16 protein-coding genes and 6 pseudogenes are annotated in these 17632 nt (G+C 67.5%); 11 read left to right on the top strand and 11 right to left on the bottom strand.

Annotation, left to right across the window (positions count from 1 at the left end; genetic code table 11):
- Nucleotides 1-42: 42 nt before the first annotated feature.
- The 5 genes from ACIBCJ_RS04540 (at nt 43) to ACIBCJ_RS04520 (ending at nt 4683) form a co-directional block, all read left to right on the top strand.
- On the top strand, nt 43-402 hold the full coding sequence (locus tag ACIBCJ_RS04540) for a hypothetical protein (RefSeq protein WP_365978500.1): 360 nt from the start codon (nt 43-45) through the stop codon (nt 400-402).
- Nucleotides 399-2006 carry a DUF2589 domain-containing protein gene (locus ACIBCJ_RS04535; RefSeq protein ID WP_365978501.1) on the top strand — a complete coding sequence of 536 codons (1608 nt, stop codon included), beginning with the start codon at nt 399-401 and terminating at the stop codon, nt 2004-2006. The genes ACIBCJ_RS04540 and ACIBCJ_RS04535 overlap by 4 nt, the downstream gene beginning before the upstream one ends.
- Nucleotides 2003-2404, top strand: coding sequence for a hypothetical protein (locus tag ACIBCJ_RS04530; protein ID WP_365978502.1), 402 nt, complete (start codon nt 2003-2005; stop codon nt 2402-2404). The genes ACIBCJ_RS04535 and ACIBCJ_RS04530 overlap by 4 nt, the downstream gene beginning before the upstream one ends.
- Nucleotides 2405-2929: 525 nt before the next feature.
- Nucleotides 2930-3106 (top strand): hypothetical protein, encoded by a 177-nt coding sequence (locus ACIBCJ_RS04525; RefSeq protein WP_365978503.1) that lies wholly within the window; start codon nt 2930-2932, stop codon nt 3104-3106.
- Nucleotides 3107-3180: 74 nt separating this feature from the next.
- Nucleotides 3181-4683: a long-chain fatty acid--CoA ligase gene (locus ACIBCJ_RS04520; protein WP_365978504.1), complete on the top strand. Its 1503-nt coding sequence runs from the start codon at nt 3181-3183 to the stop codon at nt 4681-4683.
- Nucleotides 4684-5843: 1160 nt separating this feature from the next.
- On the opposite strand, the gene trxA is transcribed toward ACIBCJ_RS04520, so the two are convergent.
- The gene (gene trxA / locus ACIBCJ_RS04515; RefSeq protein ID WP_362103472.1) at nt 5844-6170 is read right to left on the bottom strand and encodes a thioredoxin TrxA; all 327 of its coding nucleotides are present in this window, start codon (nt 6168-6170) and stop codon (nt 5844-5846) included.
- A 170-nt stretch (nt 6171-6340) separates the two neighbouring features.
- Nucleotides 6341-6829, bottom strand: a complete 489-nt coding sequence (locus ACIBCJ_RS04510; RefSeq protein ID WP_362103471.1) for a hypothetical protein — start codon at nt 6827-6829, stop codon at nt 6341-6343.
- 549 nt (nt 6830-7378) lie between these two features.
- Between ACIBCJ_RS04510 and ACIBCJ_RS04505 the strand changes: the two genes are divergently transcribed.
- Nucleotides 7379-8056: a hypothetical protein gene (locus ACIBCJ_RS04505; protein WP_365978505.1), complete on the top strand. Its 678-nt coding sequence runs from the start codon at nt 7379-7381 to the stop codon at nt 8054-8056.
- A 22-nt stretch (nt 8057-8078) separates the two neighbouring features.
- On the opposite strand, the gene uppS is transcribed toward ACIBCJ_RS04505, so the two are convergent.
- Both uppS and ACIBCJ_RS04495 read right to left on the bottom strand, forming a co-directional pair.
- Nucleotides 8079-9677, bottom strand: a complete 1599-nt coding sequence (gene uppS / locus ACIBCJ_RS04500; protein WP_365978506.1) for a polyprenyl diphosphate synthase — start codon at nt 9675-9677, stop codon at nt 8079-8081.
- A 331-nt stretch (nt 9678-10008) separates the two neighbouring features.
- Nucleotides 10009-10456 (bottom strand): annotated as a pseudogene (locus ACIBCJ_RS04495) (lamin tail domain-containing protein).
- On the opposite strand from ACIBCJ_RS04495, the gene ACIBCJ_RS04490 reads away from it, so the two are divergent.
- A complete protein-coding gene (locus ACIBCJ_RS04490) occupies nt 10338-10646 on the top strand; it encodes a DUF6896 domain-containing protein (RefSeq protein ID WP_365978507.1) in 309 nt (102 codons plus the stop codon). The pseudogene ACIBCJ_RS04495 and the gene ACIBCJ_RS04490 sit on opposite strands and share 119 nt — an antisense overlap.
- 4 nt (nt 10647-10650) lie before the next feature.
- On the opposite strand, the pseudogene ACIBCJ_RS04485 reads toward ACIBCJ_RS04490, so the two are convergent.
- Nucleotides 10651-10809 (bottom strand): annotated as a pseudogene (locus ACIBCJ_RS04485) (transposase); the annotation flags it as partial.
- 11 nt (nt 10810-10820) lie between these two features.
- Here ACIBCJ_RS04485 and ACIBCJ_RS04480 point away from each other — a divergent pair.
- On the top strand, nt 10821-11066 hold the full coding sequence (locus ACIBCJ_RS04480; RefSeq protein WP_365978508.1) for a DUF6283 family protein: 246 nt from the start codon (nt 10821-10823) through the stop codon (nt 11064-11066).
- Here ACIBCJ_RS04480 and ACIBCJ_RS04475 read toward each other — a convergent pair.
- The 4 genes and pseudogenes from ACIBCJ_RS04475 to ACIBCJ_RS04460 all read right to left on the bottom strand — a co-directional run.
- A pseudogene (locus ACIBCJ_RS04475) lies at nt 11060-11559 on the bottom strand (IS5 family transposase); the annotation flags it as partial. The gene ACIBCJ_RS04480 and the pseudogene ACIBCJ_RS04475 sit on opposite strands and share 7 nt — an antisense overlap.
- A 102-nt stretch (nt 11560-11661) precedes the next feature.
- Nucleotides 11662-11806 (bottom strand): annotated as a pseudogene (locus ACIBCJ_RS04470) (IS5/IS1182 family transposase); the annotation flags it as partial.
- A 93-nt stretch (nt 11807-11899) separates the two neighbouring features.
- Nucleotides 11900-12190, bottom strand: a complete 291-nt coding sequence (locus ACIBCJ_RS04465; RefSeq protein ID WP_365978509.1) for a Fic family protein — start codon at nt 12188-12190, stop codon at nt 11900-11902.
- Between the two features lie 335 nt (nt 12191-12525).
- Nucleotides 12526-13260: a hypothetical protein gene (locus ACIBCJ_RS04460; RefSeq protein ID WP_365978510.1), complete on the bottom strand. Its 735-nt coding sequence runs from the start codon at nt 13258-13260 to the stop codon at nt 12526-12528.
- 667 nt (nt 13261-13927) lie between these two features.
- Here ACIBCJ_RS04460 and ACIBCJ_RS04455 point away from each other — a divergent pair.
- Nucleotides 13928-14470, top strand: a complete 543-nt coding sequence (locus tag ACIBCJ_RS04455; protein WP_365978511.1) for a nucleotidyltransferase domain-containing protein — start codon at nt 13928-13930, stop codon at nt 14468-14470.
- 34 nt (nt 14471-14504) lie between these two features.
- Nucleotides 14505-14788: pseudogene (locus tag ACIBCJ_RS04450) on the top strand (helix-turn-helix domain-containing protein); the annotation flags it as partial.
- A 256-nt stretch (nt 14789-15044) separates the two neighbouring features.
- Here ACIBCJ_RS04450 and ACIBCJ_RS04445 read toward each other — a convergent pair.
- Nucleotides 15045-15278: a hypothetical protein gene (locus ACIBCJ_RS04445; RefSeq protein ID WP_365978512.1), complete on the bottom strand. Its 234-nt coding sequence runs from the start codon at nt 15276-15278 to the stop codon at nt 15045-15047.
- A 146-nt stretch (nt 15279-15424) separates the two neighbouring features.
- Between ACIBCJ_RS04445 and ACIBCJ_RS04440 the strand changes: the two genes are divergently transcribed.
- A complete protein-coding gene (locus ACIBCJ_RS04440; protein WP_365978513.1) occupies nt 15425-15691 on the top strand; it encodes a hypothetical protein in 267 nt (88 codons plus the stop codon).
- Nucleotides 15692-15710: 19 nt separating this feature from the next.
- On the opposite strand, the pseudogene ACIBCJ_RS04435 reads toward ACIBCJ_RS04440, so the two are convergent.
- Nucleotides 15711-16505: pseudogene (locus ACIBCJ_RS04435) on the bottom strand (IS5 family transposase).
- Nucleotides 16506-17632 lie beyond the last annotated feature (1127 nt).

Below are 17632 nucleotides of genomic sequence, written 5' to 3'. Positions count from 1 at the left end.
CGAGGAGGGCACGGTCCGGGGCTTTGCCAACCAGGGAGTGATATGAGTGAGTTGACGATGCGTGGCCTGATGCAGGGTCTGCAGCAGGCCGTGGCCGAAGCCGACCAGGCGGTGCGCGCGGCCCAGGAGCCGGACAGCGACTGTGTGGGAATCCAGCCGCAGATGGCCATTGACGATGTTTCCTTCACCCTCTCCTTCGTGACTGAGCAGGTCGCTCCGTCCGCTCCCTCTTCCGGCCAGGCCAGGGAAGACATCCGTATCGCCGTGGACCGGCAGGCACTCGCCGACGCCACGCACGTGCACGAGGTCAGGTTCACCGTGAGCAACCGGCCGGTGGAGCGGCTCGAGGTCAACGGCCGGTATCACATCGTCCCCGCAGGAGCTGCGGGGGACCAGCGATGAGCGACGACGACGTCCCGGTCAGCGCGCTGCTTGGCGCGGCGTACGAGGCGGTGGTCCACGGGCAGGGCCTGGCCGCGCGGGAAGCAGTCGAACTGGTCAAGAACCTGGGATTTGAGAGGAACGGCACCGCGAAGCCGTTCCGTTTCGCCTACCAGCACACCGAGGCCACGGAAGACGGCCCGCAGGTGCGTACCGTGCACGCCACCGTGCCACTGCTGTCGCTGATCAATCCGCCGTCCATCAGCATCGACAGCGCCAAGATCAGCATGAGTCTGCACCTGATCAGCCAGGACATCGAAGCCGGGCCTGCCGAGGCTCTCACCGCGAGCGGTGAATCGCCGACGGCGGCCAGGATGCCCAAGCTGAAGGGGCGCATTGTCCATCAGTCGGACAAGAATGCTGTCATGACCATCGAGTCCACCCTCAAGCAGCGCGACCTGCTGGCAAGCAGCCGCCTGTCCCAGTTGCTGGACGCGGCGGTCAGCGACCGCGACAGTGTCTGGTACCTGGTACTGGAGCGGGCAGAGCCGTTCCGCGCAGCCGCCACCGAGTTGATCGACACCGTCGCCCAGGACGGCTCCAAGGGCAAAGCTGTGGGGGTACGGGAGTGGCTGCAGCAGCTGTGGGAGTTGAAGGAGGCTGTCACGGACGCCGTGAGCGCCTTCCGCGACGGGCTGCCGGAGAAGATCCCCCCGCTCCACCAGAGCTGGAACACCCGATGCCAGAAACTGACCTGGATCGACCGGCACACCGAGCCGGAGGAGATGGCTGCTCTGCGGCGGGCCTTCATCGCCGCCGCCAGCAACGTGTGGCAGGCCCTCCTGCCCGGCGCACAGGTCGCCGAATTCGGACCGCCCACCGTCGAGCAACTGCGCGACCGATTCAAGACCGCCCGCGCTGCACTCACCAGCGCTGCGCCAGGTCTGAAAGGTCTGCCTGAGCGGCTTCACCAGCTCGAAGGTGCCGTTCTCCAAGGCTGCATCGCGCACACCTACGAGCAGCCGGAGTCCGTCACCGAAACTCTCGACCGCTACAACAAGACCGCTGCGGACATTCGGAAAATGTGGTCTCCGTCCGTGCAAGGCCCCACCTCCCGGACCGCACAGGATGCTGTTGCCGAAGCCGCCAACGAGGTGTGGGACGCGCTGGTACGCGGCACGGTGCCGGTCGACTTCCGCGCCGGCAGCAGGATGAGCAGCGAAGAGTTCGAGGCGTGCACGCGATCGCTGACAGCACTTGACGAGCCGGCGAATCAGCTCAGGGATCTCTATGACTTCCCGAAGAACCCCCTCGACGAGATGATCACGGCCCGTCAACGCGCACAAGACGCATGGAATGCCGCCAAAGAAGCTTTGCAGCTCGGAGAACGGATCCCGGACAACGCCATGAAGGACGTCAACCAAGATTTCGCATACTTCAACTGGAGTATTGACCAGGCCAACTGGCGCGTGAGCCGCCCACCCAGCACGTCGCAGATCCAACCGGCCGTGTGGAACCCGGCCGCTCGGGCCTACAACAAGGCGGCCCGCCAGTTCTGGACACACCTCATCGACCCCGAAACGCAGCCGATCACCGAGGTCGCCGACGTGAAGAGCAGTTCGTGAGACGTGCGGACGACGTCGGCACCGGCCGGGCGCCCGTGCTCCCCACGGAAGGAGTGGACGGCCCGGCCCAGGCCGGGCCCCTTGCCGCGCTGCTCGCCCAGGCCTGCCGCACCGTGCTGGACGGGCACGTCGCCGCGGTCGGCGCCGGACTGGCGAGCGCGGCCCGGACGCTGCTCACGGCCGGCGACGACGGACAGCCGCAGCCTGTCGTTCAGATGGCGGCCGCCGCCGGCACGATGCGCAGCGCCCGGCACATCGCCCTGGCCGACCTCCACGGATGGCCCCTCTACAGCATCGAGTCCGCTCGCATCACCCTGCGCGTGACCATCCCGGCACCGGCCGGGCCCGACGGCGTCCTGTGCACGCCGTCCCGGCACCGGACGCCACCCGGACCATGACCGCCACCATCCGGCTCAGTACCCGTCCGGGCCCCCGGCCCCTCGTCGACGACCTCGCCTCGGCCGCACTCGCCCCCACCCCGCCCAGCGTCGGCAGTGACCGACTGCCTTCGCCGGCCCAGCGGGCCGCCGCCGCCTGGAGACACCTGCCGGGCCTGTACCACTTTGCCGGACGACTGTTGGCCGAGGCCCCGGACCAATTCGACGCAACCGCAGTAGTCCAGGCCGTCGAAGATCTCGCCGCGGCCGTGTGCACATGGTGCGCCGGCGGGTCACCGGTTGATCCACACCTCGTCGCACACGCTGCCCCCCTTGAAATAGTCGGCCCCGACGCCCCGCACCCGCGCCCGCCCGCCCTGATCGCGCTCGCCGCTGTGGTGTCGAAACTCGGCCGCGCTCTCGGCACACCGGATCGCGCCTGACCCGCCGGGCCAGGCAGTGAGGGCCGCACCCGAGTGGTGCGGCCCTCACTGGTCTCATGTGCAGCAGGGCCCGGGCGTGGGCGGTGTAGTAGCGCTCCATCCGATGGATGAAGCCGCGGTGTTTTACGGGCCGCTCCTCGGACCCCAGCGGCCGGACATCGTGGGTGCGTTGGTTGATCGTGATGGAGCCGTTGCCGTCGCGGTCGTTGGCCTTCTCATCATCTGGCCGACCACCCTGCAGCAACGCCCCTTTGAGGTGATGGTCCCGCAGAGCCGTTGACGGCACTGTGATCCCTTCGGTGGACATTTCCCGAGCCAGACAGAAGAGAGGACGTGGGCGGGAAGGGGGCTCTGGTGAACTATGCCGTGAAGTTGCTGCAGGCCGCCGCCACTGACTGGGCGGATCGTGAGGCGCTCGTCCACCACGGACAGCGGATCTCGTTCGGGACGCTGGCCAGAAGGACCGCCCACCTCGCCACGCAGTTGGGCGCGGAGCAGGGCGCGGTCGCGGTGCTCTCGCGCAACCAGCCGCAGGCACTCATTGCCCACCTCGCGTGCCACATGGCGGGCCGGCCGGTCGCCCACATTCCGAGGGACGCGGCCAGGGCCGGTCAGGAGACCTTCCTGCGCGAGACCGGGGCGGTGCGGCTCCTCTTCGACGTGCGGGAAGCTGCCGCGGCAAAAGCGCTTGCCTCCAGCGTCCCCGGTGTCCAGGCCGAGGCCATGGACCACTCCACCCCGGACACCTTCCGGTTCCCTGATGACGGCGGTCCGCCCGTGCCCCAGGCGCCGGCGTCCGCCGTGCGTCTCCTGCTGGGCACGGGCGGAACGACCGGAGTTCCCAAGGGCGTCGTGCACACCCACGCCCTCATCGACTCCCTGACCGCCGCGGGCGAGGACCCCGCTCCGCAAGAGGAGCCCCGGCGGTCCCTGGTCTTCGGCGACATGTCCCACCTCAGCTGGTACATCTGCCTGCCCACGCTGACGAGCGGCGGCACACTCGTACTGCACGAAGGCTTCGATGCCGCCGCCCTCCTGCGCCTGGTGCCGGCCGAAGCCATCACCCATATGGTGTTCACCCCGCCACAGATGTCCCAGCTGCTCGACGCGCCGGGCTGCGCCGACGCGGACCTCTCCACCCTTCGCTCCGTCACCTACGGGGCGGCGCCCAGCGACCGCAGGCGGGTGGAGCAGGCTCTGGAGCGGTTCGGGCCCGTCATCCGCCAGGCCTACGGCGCAACGGAGGCGGGCCTGATCACTCTGCTGTCACCCGAGGACCACCTCAGCGACGATCCGGACATCCGGTACTCCGTGGGCCGTGCGGCGGGCTGCGCCCGCATCGCCGTCCGGGACCCGAGCGGAGCGGCGGTACCCACCGGTGAGAGCGGCGAGGTCTGGGTCACCGGCCCCGCGATGATGGAGGGCTACCTGAGCCCGGCGCGGTGCGGGGACCCCGTCGAGCGGGGATGGCTGCGCACCGGAGACCTGGGCCGGATCAGCGCGGACGGCTACCTCACCCTCGACGGTCGCGTGAAGGAACTCATCACCCATCACGCGACCGGCACCCATGTCTACCCCCGGATCATCGAGGAGGCCCTGCTCACCTGCCCCGGAGTGCGGGCCGCAGCGGTCTGCGCCGTCCCCGACCCCCAGGTCGACGGCGACCGCATCCACGCCGCCGTCACCGCGGCCGACGGACCGCTCGACGAACAGCACCTTCGCGCCCACGTACGGTCCGAGCTCGGCCAGGACCATCTGGTCCCGGACCGGGTCCATTTCCTGGCCTGCCTGCCGCTCACCCCCGTCGGCAAGGTCGACAAGCAGGCCCTTGTTCGGCAGTTCGGCCCCGCCAGCTGAGGCGCCGCCCACAGGCAGGGGTGAGGGGCGGCGCCGAGCGCCGCCCGGGTCACGAAGAGAGCAGGGACCGTCGGGCGCGCCGCCGGTGCCGCGCGGCCCGCGCTCGCCCGCGGTGACCGCTTCCTGCTCCGTGGCACCCCGCACGAGAGCCTTGACATAGGCCTTCGTGCGCGAATTGTCCATCTTCCGGTCGGCTCACGGCACCTGACGGAGGACCACAACCGGCTGCTGCGCGAGATCGGCGCCACCAACGCCAAGCACCTGCGCGCGATGCATCCCCGGCCAGCGGGTCCCTTGTCGCCGGGGTCCGAGCGTCCACCCAGACCCCGCCGATCGCATCCGGGAAACGCACCGCCTTCGTCCGCCTCGAAGACGGCTCCGGCCTCGTCTACCTGGCCTTCTTCGAGGACTCCCACGAGCGGTGCGCGCACACGATCTTCCACCACGGCCTGCTCCTGGTTCGCGGCGCCGTCGAAGCCCCCGGCCCCCGTCGCACCGTGGCCGGCGAGATGGCCTGGGACCTCGACGAGGACGGCGTGCCGCCCGAGCCGCCCACGGGCCGCAAGCCGTCCTCGACCTCCTAGGCCAGGCCCCCAGCCCATGCCCATGCTGGCCCGTCGCAGACGATCCCCGTCGGCACCGCGGGCGCTCTCATGCACCCCTGGAGTGATCGAACGAGTTCGTTGATTACCGAGGCCCCTGCACGAAAACCAACAGGCGGTCCTTCCCTCCCTCGCCCGCTCCGTCCCGGCGGTTTCGGCCTGCCGGTGCCGACCTCCTCGCCTATCGCCACGGGCACCTCTGCGGATGACGAGTCGACGGCCACCGTCGAGGGCTCGGACACTGCAACGACTCCAGAAGGTGGCGAGCCGAACGTCGAGCCCCACGTGAAAGACAAGGAGTAGCAGCCTTGGCGTCGCAGTACTCGCACAGCGGCGAGCGGGCCCCGACCCCGTACGTGTGGGTGTGCTCCGGCGGCACGCGGTGCACGGGCCGATCTGATCGCCGGGGCAGGTGCGTGCGGAGGTGTTCGACTCGGTGACCAGCGGAATGGGGGCTGCCCTCTGAGCCTGAACAGGGACCGATTGCCAAGGAAATGGGACCACTACGGCGTTTTCAGCGGTCTGATCGGAAGCAGCCGGACACGCGACCTGCAACGGTTAGAGGTGGGCGTCGACAAACGCGGTGAGCTGGGACTTCGACATCGCACCGACCTTGGTCCCCGCCCCGGCACCGTCCTTGAACAGCATGAGGGTGGGGATACTTCGGACGCCGTACGTCGCCGACGTCGCCTGGTTCTCGTCCACGTTGATCTTTGCCACCTTGAGCCTGCCGCCGTAGTCCCCGGCCACCTCTTCGAGAAGCGGAGCGATCACCTTGCACGGGCCACACCACACCGCCCAGAAATCCACCAGCACGGGCCGGTCCGACTTGAGCACTTCCCCCTCGAACGACGCATCGGTCACATGCACGATCTGGTCAGGCATCGGATCTCCTCAGGTCGGCTGTCTACAAGACGCGGCACACCCAAGCGTCGCTTTTCGTAGCGGGTGCTTCCACTCAACGCCGCCGAATGAACCAGCCTCACGTAGACACCTTCACCAACACGCGAGCCCTGCGTGAAGACGCTGTGGGCCCGGCCGCGTACCGGGCCGGGCTAGTAGCCCGGCATGATGGGGTTGAGGCCCAGGTACTGCGAGTCCGTGAGATCCTTCGCCGTCTTCCCATCACGCTTCTTGAACCAGGCGGCAAGGTTCGCGTCTGCCGACCCAATTGCCGGGTTATTTGCGTTCTCCCGGGCCTCCTTCTCCGCCTTCTCGCGCCCCGGATCGTTGTCCGGCCTCGCCACGGGCCCTTCGCCACTGTCTACGACGTCGTTCAGGAACGCGTACTTCCCCAGTTCCGCCCCCTTCTCCGCGTCGGTACCCAGGGCGGGGGCCACCCCGCCCAGGCCGCCCAGCGCGGTGAAGGCCGACGGGGAGCTTGAGAGCAGGGTGCCGTCTACCCTGCCCACCCCCCCGAAGCTCTCCACCAGCGCGGCGGCTGACGGTGAGGCAGGAGCATCGTCGTCGGCGAACGCCGGCGCGCCAATACTGACAGCGGCGATGGCGCCGCACAGCGCAGCCGTAGCCTTCAGCTTCTTCATCAGGGTCCACCTTTCATCAGGGGCGCTCGCCCGTGATCAATCCACCCTGGCTGAACGACCGGTCCAGAGAGAGGACACGCAAAGAGGTCGCAGTCCGAAAAACGTACGGAACGTGTCCTGTGTCAACGAAGTTTGAGCGTGCGCCATCGAGGTTTAGGAGACCTATAGGCAGGGAGCCTGCACGAGGGCACGGCCTCCGTGCCTCGTATACGCTCGTGCCCCTGTCTCGTGACTTCTCCAAGCGAGACCGAACGCTCCTCGGCGGGCCCGTCCAGGCAATCCATCAGACCTCTGTCAATGGTCTTGCCAGTCCGCCGCGCAGAATCGAGCCTCGGTGACCATGGCATCTCCAGCCCTGGTGGTCTCTACATACATGTTCAGGCCGTCTGGGCTCGGACCCCCACCGCCTGGTCCGCTCGCTGATCCAAACGAAACCGCCTAGTCGCACCCTACTTTCGGGTGATTCCCGGGCGTGCCCGTCTGCCGGGCCCCGTGTCGTCCGTTGATCTTTGTGGGCCGTGACCCTGCGGTCCGAGAGAGGACGGTTCAATGAGCGCGAAGCGACGATCGGTGGTGGGAGCGGGCCTGGCACTGCCCCTGCTGGCCTCGTTCACCAGTGCGGTGCCCGACGCCGCAGCATCCGAGGCCGGAGCGCCGGATGAGGCCGCAGCCGGGAGGCTGGGCACGGTCTCGGACGGCTGGGTCGAGGTCCGCTGGACCCCGCAAGGCCAGGCGGTGCTGGATCGCGAAGAGGTGGTGGTGAAGCCGGTGGCTCCGGCCCGGCTGGTCAAGGACGCCCACGGCACGGCGATCCGGTTCCCGCTGCGGCCCAGTGAGGGCTATCCGTCCCTGGCCGACCTGCAGCGGGCCAGCGGTGCCGGACGGCTGGACGGCGGGGTCGTCTTCCGTACCCCCAGGGCCAGCTTCCACGTGGAGGAGCTGGAGGGCTTCCTCCACAACGGGGAGGTGTCGGGCACGTACGTGGCCAACGGTGCCGAGATCCGGCACGCCCCGGTGTTCCGGCCCGGCCTGGCCGAAGGCCGGCTGACGACACAGAGCGTGGCGCCGGGCAAGCCGATGAGGGTCAAGGTCGCCGAGGTGCCGCTGCGGCCCACGCAGGAACTGCTGGACCGGTTCACGCACACCTTCGGCAAGTCCTCCTTCACCCTGGACACGGTGCTGGCGCACATCACCGCAGAGGGTCTGTACACCCCGCCCAAGGGCTGACGGGGGCGCCGGCCCGGACCGTTCATCCATTCCGGGCCGGCTCCAGGTTGCCGGCCTGAGCAGGCAGCTCGGCGTCCCCTCCGAAACGGCGCTCGCGGCCCGCGTAGCTGTCCACGGCATCCCGAAGCCGGGCCAGGTCGAAGTCGGGCCAGGGCGCAGGGTCGAACACGAGCTCCGCGTAGGCGAGATGCCAGGGCAGGAAGTTGCTGATCCGCTGTTCGCAGGTGCGGATCAGCAGGTCGACGTCGGGCATCTCCGGCACGTACAGATGCCGGGCCACCTCGGCCATCCCGATCTGCTCGGGGCGGATCGTTCCCGCCACCGCCTCGGCGGCCAACGCGCGAGCGGCGGAGGCCAGTTCCTCCCGGCCGCCGTAGTCCAGGCAGATGGTGAGGGTGAGCTTGTCATTGTTCGCCGTCATGCTCTCCAGCAGCTTGAACGAGGACGCGAGCGACTCCTCGAGCCGGTCCCGGCGCCCGCTCCAGCGCACCTTCACACCCAGCTCGTGCACCGTCTGCGCCCCCCGGGCGAACCAGTCGGCGAACGCATCGAACAGGTCCGCCACTTCGCCCTGCGAGCGATACCAGTTCTCCGTGGAGAACATGTACACGGTCACATGCCGGATGCCCGTCCGCTGCGCCGCATTGACCAGTCTCAACACCGCGCGGATACCCGCGCGGTGCCCCTGGTCCACCGACAGACCGCGCGCCTCGGCCCAGCGCCGATTGCCGTCCGCGATCACCGCGATGTGCCCGGGTGTCGGCCCCGGGCCCGGCAGAGCCGCACGGCGGGACATCCGGCCGTCCCCCGTCACCAACGACTCCAGCCCCTCCGTCAGCACCCGGGACCGCAACAGCGTCACCTCGTCAAAGTGCATCTGCGCGCCGAGCAGCAACGTATGCACGAAGATCTGGTACTGGGCTCCCACGGTCGAGGGGGCCAGGACAGTCTCCTCAAGCAGCCCACGCCAGTGCGCAAGCTGCGCGTCCACGAACGCATTCAATGCCTCCTCCGGCTCACCACGTCGAAGGTCATCGACGTCCAACCCCAGTCCGCGCAGGTCCTGCCGGGGCAGGTAGCAGCGGCCGGCCGCAAGATCATCCGGCAGATCCTCGAACAGATCCGCCACCTGGCACGCCTCGCCCAGCACCGACATCAGCCGGAACGCCTCCGGCCCACGCGGCTCCAGCAGGGGCACCCACAGCTCCGCCAGGGCCCCCGAACACCCCCGCAGATAGCGCCGCTGATCCTTGAAGGTCTCGAACACCGGAGCAGCCGCACAATCGGCGCGCGCCGAGTCGAGGTGCTCCTCGATTAGGGCCTCATCCAGACCCCACCTATGCACCGTGTCCACCAGGGCCCGGCGCAGCGGATGCGAGCTGTGCCCGGCGCGCAGATCGGCCAGAGTGTCGGCCGACCACTGCGCGAGCCGCTCCTCACGGCCCTCCAGCGGACCCTCATCGATGATCCGGTCCGTGTACGCGGACCAACTGGCAATCGCGTACAAGGACGGCCTCGTCTCCACGGGCAGCGTCTCAGCCGCCGCCCACAACTCCACGGCGAACTGCCGGGCCTCGGCCTCACACACCTCGTACGCAGCACGCAGCTCGGGCGACTCCACGCCACGACCGCTCCCAGCCATTGCCAGACCACCCCTCTATTTCGCCACAGTCATCGCCAGCACTAACGACCCAGAGACGCTTCAGTCGCGAACCACCCACCGGTCCGCTCGCCCGCGGGCGCCAGCTTCCTCGAGGACGCTCGTGAAGGAAGCGCGCTGAACCTACGGCCATCAGCAACCATCAGTCCGCCCCTCCCCCGCACGCACCGGCTGATAGTGCCGGCGCGTCAGGGCGGCCCGCCCGGCACCGAGCCCCAGACGGGCGAGGACGACGCAGGACCGGCCGCCGGGCAGACGCCCGACGGCCGGTCCTGTCCCGTGGGTGGGAGGGTCAGCCGTGGTAGGTGATGTATCCGTTGCCGTCGCGGTCGTTGGCCTTCTTGGTGTAGGCGTAGACGTCGGCTCGGGAGCCGCCCGGCTTGTAGAAGTAGATGGTGTCCTTGTCGTTGTTCCAGATGAAGTTGCAGTTTTGCCGGTAGACGACGTTCTTGGCGTCCGAGTCGGTGCCGCGACCGCCGCGCAGGCTGACGTAGTCGCCGGGCTGCAGGGTGTGGCTGTTCTTGAGTGAACGTGTTCCCGGTGGCGTCCTTGACCTTGTAGCCCTTCAGGTTCACGGTCGCCGTCTTCGAGTAGTTCTTGATCGTCAGGTACTCGTTCTTCGTGTTCCCGCCCGAGCACTTGTTGGAGTCCCGGCCCGGAGCGTCATACTGCACGCCCTTAATCTTCAGCGCCGAGGAGTACTCGGCAGCCTGCGCCGGAACGGCAGCTGTCAGCGACAGCGGCACCGAGGTCGATGTGGACTTCGCAGCCGACGGGAGCGAAATCTTCGACCTCTGGCGGCTGCGCTGGTACGGGCTGAGCCTGCCGGAGCCTCTTGACGTCACAGATCAGGACCTGCGGACCGCGGCGCGGTCCCTGCACCCGCTTCTGACCGAGGTGCGGCCAGGATGGTTCAGCGTCACCAACTGATCGTTCAGTAAGAGGTTCGCAGGCGGCGCAGACAAATGAGGCTGCAGGCCAGTTCGAGCAGGCCCTGATGGAGATCGGCGCGTCGCTCGTAACGGGTGCGGAGCCGTTTGAAATGGTGCAGCCAGGCGAAGGCGCGCTCGACGACCCATCGCACCTTGCCCAGTTGTCAGGCGCGTGTGTGCCGGCTGGGCCGGGTGCCATGAGGGGGAGGAACTCCTGGCCCTGCGGCTGGCGGCACTCGACGGCAGTATGGACGCCACTACGTACCGGGCTGTGGTCGAGTACGTAGTGGCGGTCCCTCTGTTTCCCTCCGGCAGGGATGCCGCCGATCACGGCGAGGTAGGCATCGATGCCCTGGATGACACGGCCCGCCGCATGATCAACAAGATCATGCGGACTCGCAACGACCCGCTTCAGTGAAGCATTTGGTCATCAGCGAAGCCAGATGAAAGTGCGGCCGCCACGGTGCCGAGGAAGACGTACGGCGCTTGTCATAGCGCGTGGCAACGGCTCGAAACTGCTTGCTCTTGTTGATCGCCCGCTCGACGGTGTTCCTCGCCTTGTACCGGGCCTTGTCGAAGCCGGGTCATCGCCCGCCGTCGGAGCCTCGGCGCCAGCGGGCGGTTCTGGAGTCGCTCTTCTCTCGGATCACGTGTCGGATGCCGCGGCGGCGCAGATAGGAATGGATCAGGCTTTTGCTGTACGCCTTGTCCGCACCAACGCTGTCCGGCCGCTTCCGTGGCCGGCCCGCACCCAGCCGAGGCACACGCATCTTGTCCATTACCGCCTCGAACTGCGTGCAGTCCGCCCGTTGCCCGGCTGTGAGGACCAGGGACAGCGGGCGGCATTTGCCGTCCGCCGCCAGATGAATCTTCGTCGTCAGCCCGCCGCGGGAACGTCCAAGGGCTTCACCTGCCGCGCCGCCACCGCCAGGACCAGGCGCAGGCGCACGGGTACGCGCCGTGAACTGAGCACTGATGGAACCCTTTTGAGAGCCCTGGAGGTGCTGACAGCGGAGTGGTCGGGGCACCTGCGGCGTGCTGGTGGACCCGGATCGAGGTGGAGTCGACATTGTTGATGTTCCCCGCAGCATCGGCGACGGCCTGGACGTGCCGGAGCAGTCGCTCCCAGGTTCCGTCGGCCGACCACAGGACATGCTGGCGGCCTACACATGAACCTGCTCAGCCGGGTACAGATGCACGTGCTCACCTTGCGGTAGGCCTGATCAGGAGAACTGGAGGAGGGCTGCTGCCTCAGCGAGGGAATCTGGTGGCCCGTTGGTGGGTCGAGCGGGTGAGGACGAAGACCAGAGTGGCCAGGTCTGCCGCCCCGGCGTCATCGTCCGCGTAGCGCGTGGTCTGCAAGGGGCCGACCTGGTCCAATCGGACTCCCTCCAGCTCCAGGACGTAGGCCAGGGTGAGCATGGCGAGGCGGGCGTTGCCATCCGGGAAGGGGTGAAAGAAGGCCACGTCCAGGTAAGCCCTGGCCGCGCGGGAGGCCAGGGGGGACTCGCGGGTCGCCGCTGTCGCGCAGACAGTGCTCAAAGTCGCGCTTGGTGTGCGACGTCAGGGCGTAGCGTTCCCGGCCACCCTTGGCGAAGGCATCACCTTGTCGGAACTGCACCCCAGGCATGCCGAGGACCAGCTGCTGCCATCCGGCCAGAAGCGTGCAGGTGAGAGGGAGCCTATGAGAAGCGTCTGTGCGCGACTGAGCCAGCGCCGTGAGCAATCGCTGGCCTCGAGCGAGGTCTGCGGAGCGGCCCCCTTCCCTGCACCAGGTGGTGAGGCCGTCCACGATGGGCTCAACAGAGGTCGGCACCTCACCGGCCGCGGAAGTCCAGTCGATCTGGTTCCTGATCTGGACCCAAGCGGTCAAGGCGTCAGCGTTCACGGTAGGACTGCACTCCGGTCAGATTTGCGGCAAGGTCCTCTCCCACTGTGTCGATGAGGGTCCGCGACGGCGCGGTCCAGCTCTTGAACCGTCCGCCGATCGCGGTGTCGACCGCGTCTTTCGCGCCTTGCGCCCCCATGCCCGTGGAGGAGAGGAACCAGGTCAGTACCGTATGACAGAGTCCGTACCAGCCGCATTCGGCACTCGTGCGGTCCATGACCACGGTCACGAGTCGGGTGGCCGCCCGTTCCAGATGCCAACTGCGATCCTCGGCATTCGCTCCGTTGGGTGGAACCGACTGCTCGAACCGCTCCGCCAACTCCTCCAGCCAGCCGCGCCACTCCAGCAGCGACGCGACCACCTTGGCAGCCGTTGCCGCAGGCCCACCTATGGAGTGGGAGGTACAGCACCAGTGGGTGACGACGCCACCGCCGCCGCCCTCGCCGACCGCCCAATGCCATCCACAGGTCCATCGGCCGTATCGGGTGGCCAGGAGCACCGTGACCTCGGTGGTGAAGCGATGTTTCTCTTCCCACCCAGCATCGTCAGGAGGCACCATCGAGGCGATCACCGCGGTGATCTCGGATGCCTCTGCTTCGTCCCAGGCGAAGGCGATGCGGTCGGGATCGACGGCAGACCACTGCAGCCAGGCCGGAGCGAGTTCGTAGTTGACAGCCGTGGTGTTCCTCCAGAACCAGGCACAGTAGGACAACCGGGCGATCATGCCAAAAGCTCGTAGCCTCGGCACGCGAATTTCTGGCGCACCCATCTCCCGTCAGGGCACACAGCGCGACACTGCCTGGCCATCTGCTCCGCCCGACACGGCACTCGACTGGGCACGTTCACTTGTACGGGGGTGAGCACTTCGAGGAGTACGCCAACACATGCCATTTGTGGACGGTCTGCCAGGGGCCGAAGCGCCATGCCGAGGCGTGGGACGAGGTGGTGGACCCCAGCATCGAATCCCTCACAGGTGACATGAGAGTCACCGCCATGATGGATGCCCTTCCCGAACTGCCCGTGCTGACGCCGTTCGGGCCCGGTCCTTACCGAGCCCGCGTTCATGCCCGCGGCCGTGACCGAGCGCACGACGCCCACGTCACAGACCGGGTGGAGGCCTTTCTCCTGCAGGTATGGCCGCGGCAGCGCGAGCCCGACCTGACCCACCGGCACAGCGACCGCTATGGGCAATCCATGAGGCAATCCGTACACGCTCAGCCGCAACAAGTCACCCACCTGAATTAGCCGAGGAAGACTGGAGACGGGCGGCCAATGAGAGGCTGCACCGACGGGGAACCTGACCACTAGTGCCGCATCAAGCAACGTTCGCCCGCGCTCGCAGCCGGAAATCGAACTGCTGCGGCTGGGGTTGCCGCGTAGCCTGGACGGCTGTGGACAGGAAACGCGGTGCTCGGCAGCTCCATCTGATCGACGAGACGGTGGAGATCGCCAACGCCCTCGGTGTGGAGGTGTGGCTCCGCGGAGGCTGGGCCGTGGACTTCTTCATCGGCGAGGTCACGCGTGACCATGTGGACATCGACTGGTTCGCCTGGGCGAAGGATGCCTCGGTTCTGACCGCTGGTCTGCTGCGTTCCGGCTATGAACCTCTGTCCGGGCCGCCTGCCGACCAGCAGCTCGATTTCTACAAGCAAGGCGTGGAGAGCAGCTTCGCTCTGTTGGCCAAGGACCGGTTCGGGCGCGTTGTGGTCGCCGGTGGTCCCTGGGCCGGAGAGATGTGGCCGCAGGGCATGCTCGATGCCGCTGTTGGCCGCATCGGCGCTCTGCGATGCCGGATCATCAGTCCCCGCGCCCAGATCGAGATCAAGCAGATGATGCCGGTCTGGGTTCCCGGTCGGCCCCGCCGCCGGAAGGACACCGAGGACATCACCCGGCTGGAAGCGGTCCTGCAAGAGCAGGGCACCCGCCCGGCATGAGGGCTTGAAGGCGGGCAGCCGCAAACGTCTGCGCGTGGCAAAACGGGTGCGCTTACGCGAGATCGATGACGGCGAAGGCCGACGGCTGCTGTGGGATTATTCGCCGCGGTTCCGGCTCGGTGGTGACCTGGCGACGCGCGCAGGTGGTCCTGCTATCGACCCAGGGCATGCCCGTGGTGAAGATCGGCAGAGGTGGACTTCACCAGTGCGGACCGGGTCCGGGACGTGATCCATAACGTCAACGCGGACGGCTTCGACTCCCTCTACCCGAAGTACAAGGGTGGCCGGCCCAGGACCTTTACCCTTCCGGAACGCCGGCGAGATTGTGGGCGAGGTCAGCGGCCAGGGTGTGCGGCCGCTGCTGGGTGGCCGGCTGGTGGCGGCCGGTCTCCAGCAGGTCGGTGACGGTGCCGAGGTGGGCGTCCAGGAGTCTCGTGGTGTGCTGTTCGTGGGCCGGCCCGGCTGCGGTGAGGCGGTCGGCGGAGGTACGCAGGGCGTCGACGAGGTCTCTGGCCGTATCAGTCGGTCCGACCGTTCCTGCGTGCGCGGCGGCTGGGCGGGAGGAGGCGGCCCACTAGCCGGAGAGGCCGGTCAGTCCGGCGCCGGAGAGGGTGAGGAAGGTGCGGCGTTCCACGGAGGTGAGGGCCTCTCGGAGGGCGGGCTCCGCACTGTGCGGGGTGAGCGAGACGATTCCGTCGAGGCTGCTGTCGAGCCAGTGCGGCCAGGGCAGCCTGGCGAGGGCTTCGACCGGAAGCCCCGGGGGCGGGCGCAAGATCTCGCCGCCCGGCCGTGTGCCGGGCTGCCCCACGGCCCGAGTGCCACCGATCCCCGCCCCTGAGCACACCCGCTGTGCGCTGGCTGGCTCACTCCCCGGGCCGCGCATTCGCACGAAGGGACACGCCCATCAGTAACACCGGCCTTAGACGTCGTTGTATTTGGTGGGATCGATAGTCTGTGCGGGTGGAGAACACGGTTGAGACCGCTTGCCGTATCTGTGGGCTGGATGACGGGGAGGCTCTCTACGAGCACGGGTTCCCTCGATACGTCATCTGCGAGTGCTGCTACAACGAGTCCGGCATCGGTGATGACACCGTGACGCAAGTCCGCGAGCTGCGCGGCCACTGGGTCGGTCACGGTGCCCAGTGGCACAAGCCGCAGCTGAAGCCGGCCGACTGGGATCTGCTGGGTCAACTGGCCAACATCCCGCCGGAATGGCGCTAACCGGCGGCCAACCGTCGCTTCACTCGGTGACTCGGCGGTAGCAGATGAGAGTTGCGGCGATACCGGCGAAGGCGAGGAAGTGCTCGTGTTTGCGTTCGTAGCGGCGGTGCAGGCGGCGGCACAGCCGCCCAGCCAGCTCCACAGTGCGTTCGACGGTCCAGCGGTGCCGCCCCAGCCGAGCTGAGGACTCGATGCCCCTGCGGGCGATGCGGGGCACGATGTTGCGGGTGCGGAGACATTTCCGCAGGTGGTCGTAGTCGTAGCCCTTGTCGGCGTGGAGCTTGGCAGGTCTGCGCCGACGCGGTCCACGGCGGGATCGGATTGGCGGGATCCCGCGCACCAAGGGCTGCAGCCCCAAGCTGTCGTGGGTGTTCGCGGCCGAGATGCCGATCGAGAGGGGCAGACCAGTCCTCTCTGTGACTAAATGGATCTTCGAGCCTTTCTTGCCCCGATCTACAGGATTCGGGCCCGTGAGGTCCCCCTTTCATCGCCCGTACGTTCACCGAGTCGATCGCGCACCGCGACCAGTCCAGATCGCCCCTCGCACCGAGTTCGTCCAGCACCAGGCGGTGAAGCTTCGCCCAGACACGGCCCTCGCTCCATTCGGCGAACCGCCGATACACCGTCGACTACGACGGCCCGAACACCTCTGGGGTCTGCCGCCAAGTGCAGCCAGACGTGGCCACGAAGAGGATCGCGGCCAGTATTCCCGGTCCCCATATCGCCGCCGGCCACCACCTTGCGGCCGCACCGGGGCCATCGGCACCACCCGCGAGAACAACTCCCATAACCCGTCCGGGACCAGGCGCTCCATGATCTTCACGCACGCACACTACCCGCGCCAAATGCAACGACGTCTTAAAGCTTTGCCGCTTACCGTGCACGAGCCCGTTAGCCTGACCGTCGGCGTTTGCCCGAGTGACGTGCGTGTGAAGACCGCCGTTTGACCTGAGTAAGAGTCACGGATTTCAATGCGAAGCGGAGGGCTCGATGCATCCTGTCTCTGGATAGTGTCCGTTGACATCGACCCAGATACGTGAACTGCTCACGGCGCCAGAGACACAGGCGGAGTCGCCTATGTAGAGACCGAAAACACTTCCATCGGCCGTGACGGTTCCGGATGTGCCCGTCGTACGTCCTTTGACTTCAACTCGCCATGGGGCAGCGATGTCCTCAAGGACGGGCACCAACTGTTGAGGGGAGATCTGCCCACGTTGCTGTTGCGTCTTTAAGACAACTTTGACATCCTTGGCTTTGCTGGTAGCTACCTGCCTGTCTTCGCGTGCCATCGTCCCGGGCCGTCGAGCCGCACTGTTGTCGCCGTAGTGGGGCGGTGAATCGGCCGACGCCGAGTGGGTGTCTGCGGCAGAGGGGTGAGCTGAGTTCGCCTCCTGGGTCCCGTTCATGTTCGAGAAGAGGTCGTCTCCGCAGCCTGTGAGAACGAGTGCGGCAACGGCGACGCCTACGGCGGCAGCAGTCCTATACGAGCGCATGGCTTCAGCGTCCCTGACATCGTCGGCTCGCGCGTGAGTACGCGTACCTAAGGGTTGTTCCGTAACTACCGGCCGGTCGGGGCGGGAACTGGTGGGTCCGGTAGTCAGCAGAAGTCGAGCGGGACGCCCTTGTCCACGCAGTACTTCAGGGGATCAGCTGGCGGGTGTCATCGATGCGCCGTTGGAAGACGGGATTGTCGGCGACTTGTGGCCGCTCGCCGACGATCGCTTCTAGCCGCGGCAGCATGGCCGCGCACTGAGCGGGTGCAAGGTCGCCGTCGTCTGGATGGTTGAGCAGCCGCCGTTTCCCAGGAGGACGGCAGCTTCGTCCTCATCCGCGTGGACGGACACCAGATCTGGGAGTCGAACACGGGGAAGGGTCCGCGATCTGGGCGTCGAACACGTACAACAATCCGAGTCGCATGGCTGGTGTGATCACGGCGTCTAC

It is taken from the genome of Streptomyces sp. NPDC051136 (assembly GCF_044455745.1).
Classification (GTDB): domain Bacteria; phylum Actinomycetota; class Actinomycetes; order Streptomycetales; family Streptomycetaceae; genus Streptomyces.
Note: the sequence above shows the minus strand (reverse complement) of the source record. Positions and strands in the feature narration are given on the sequence as shown.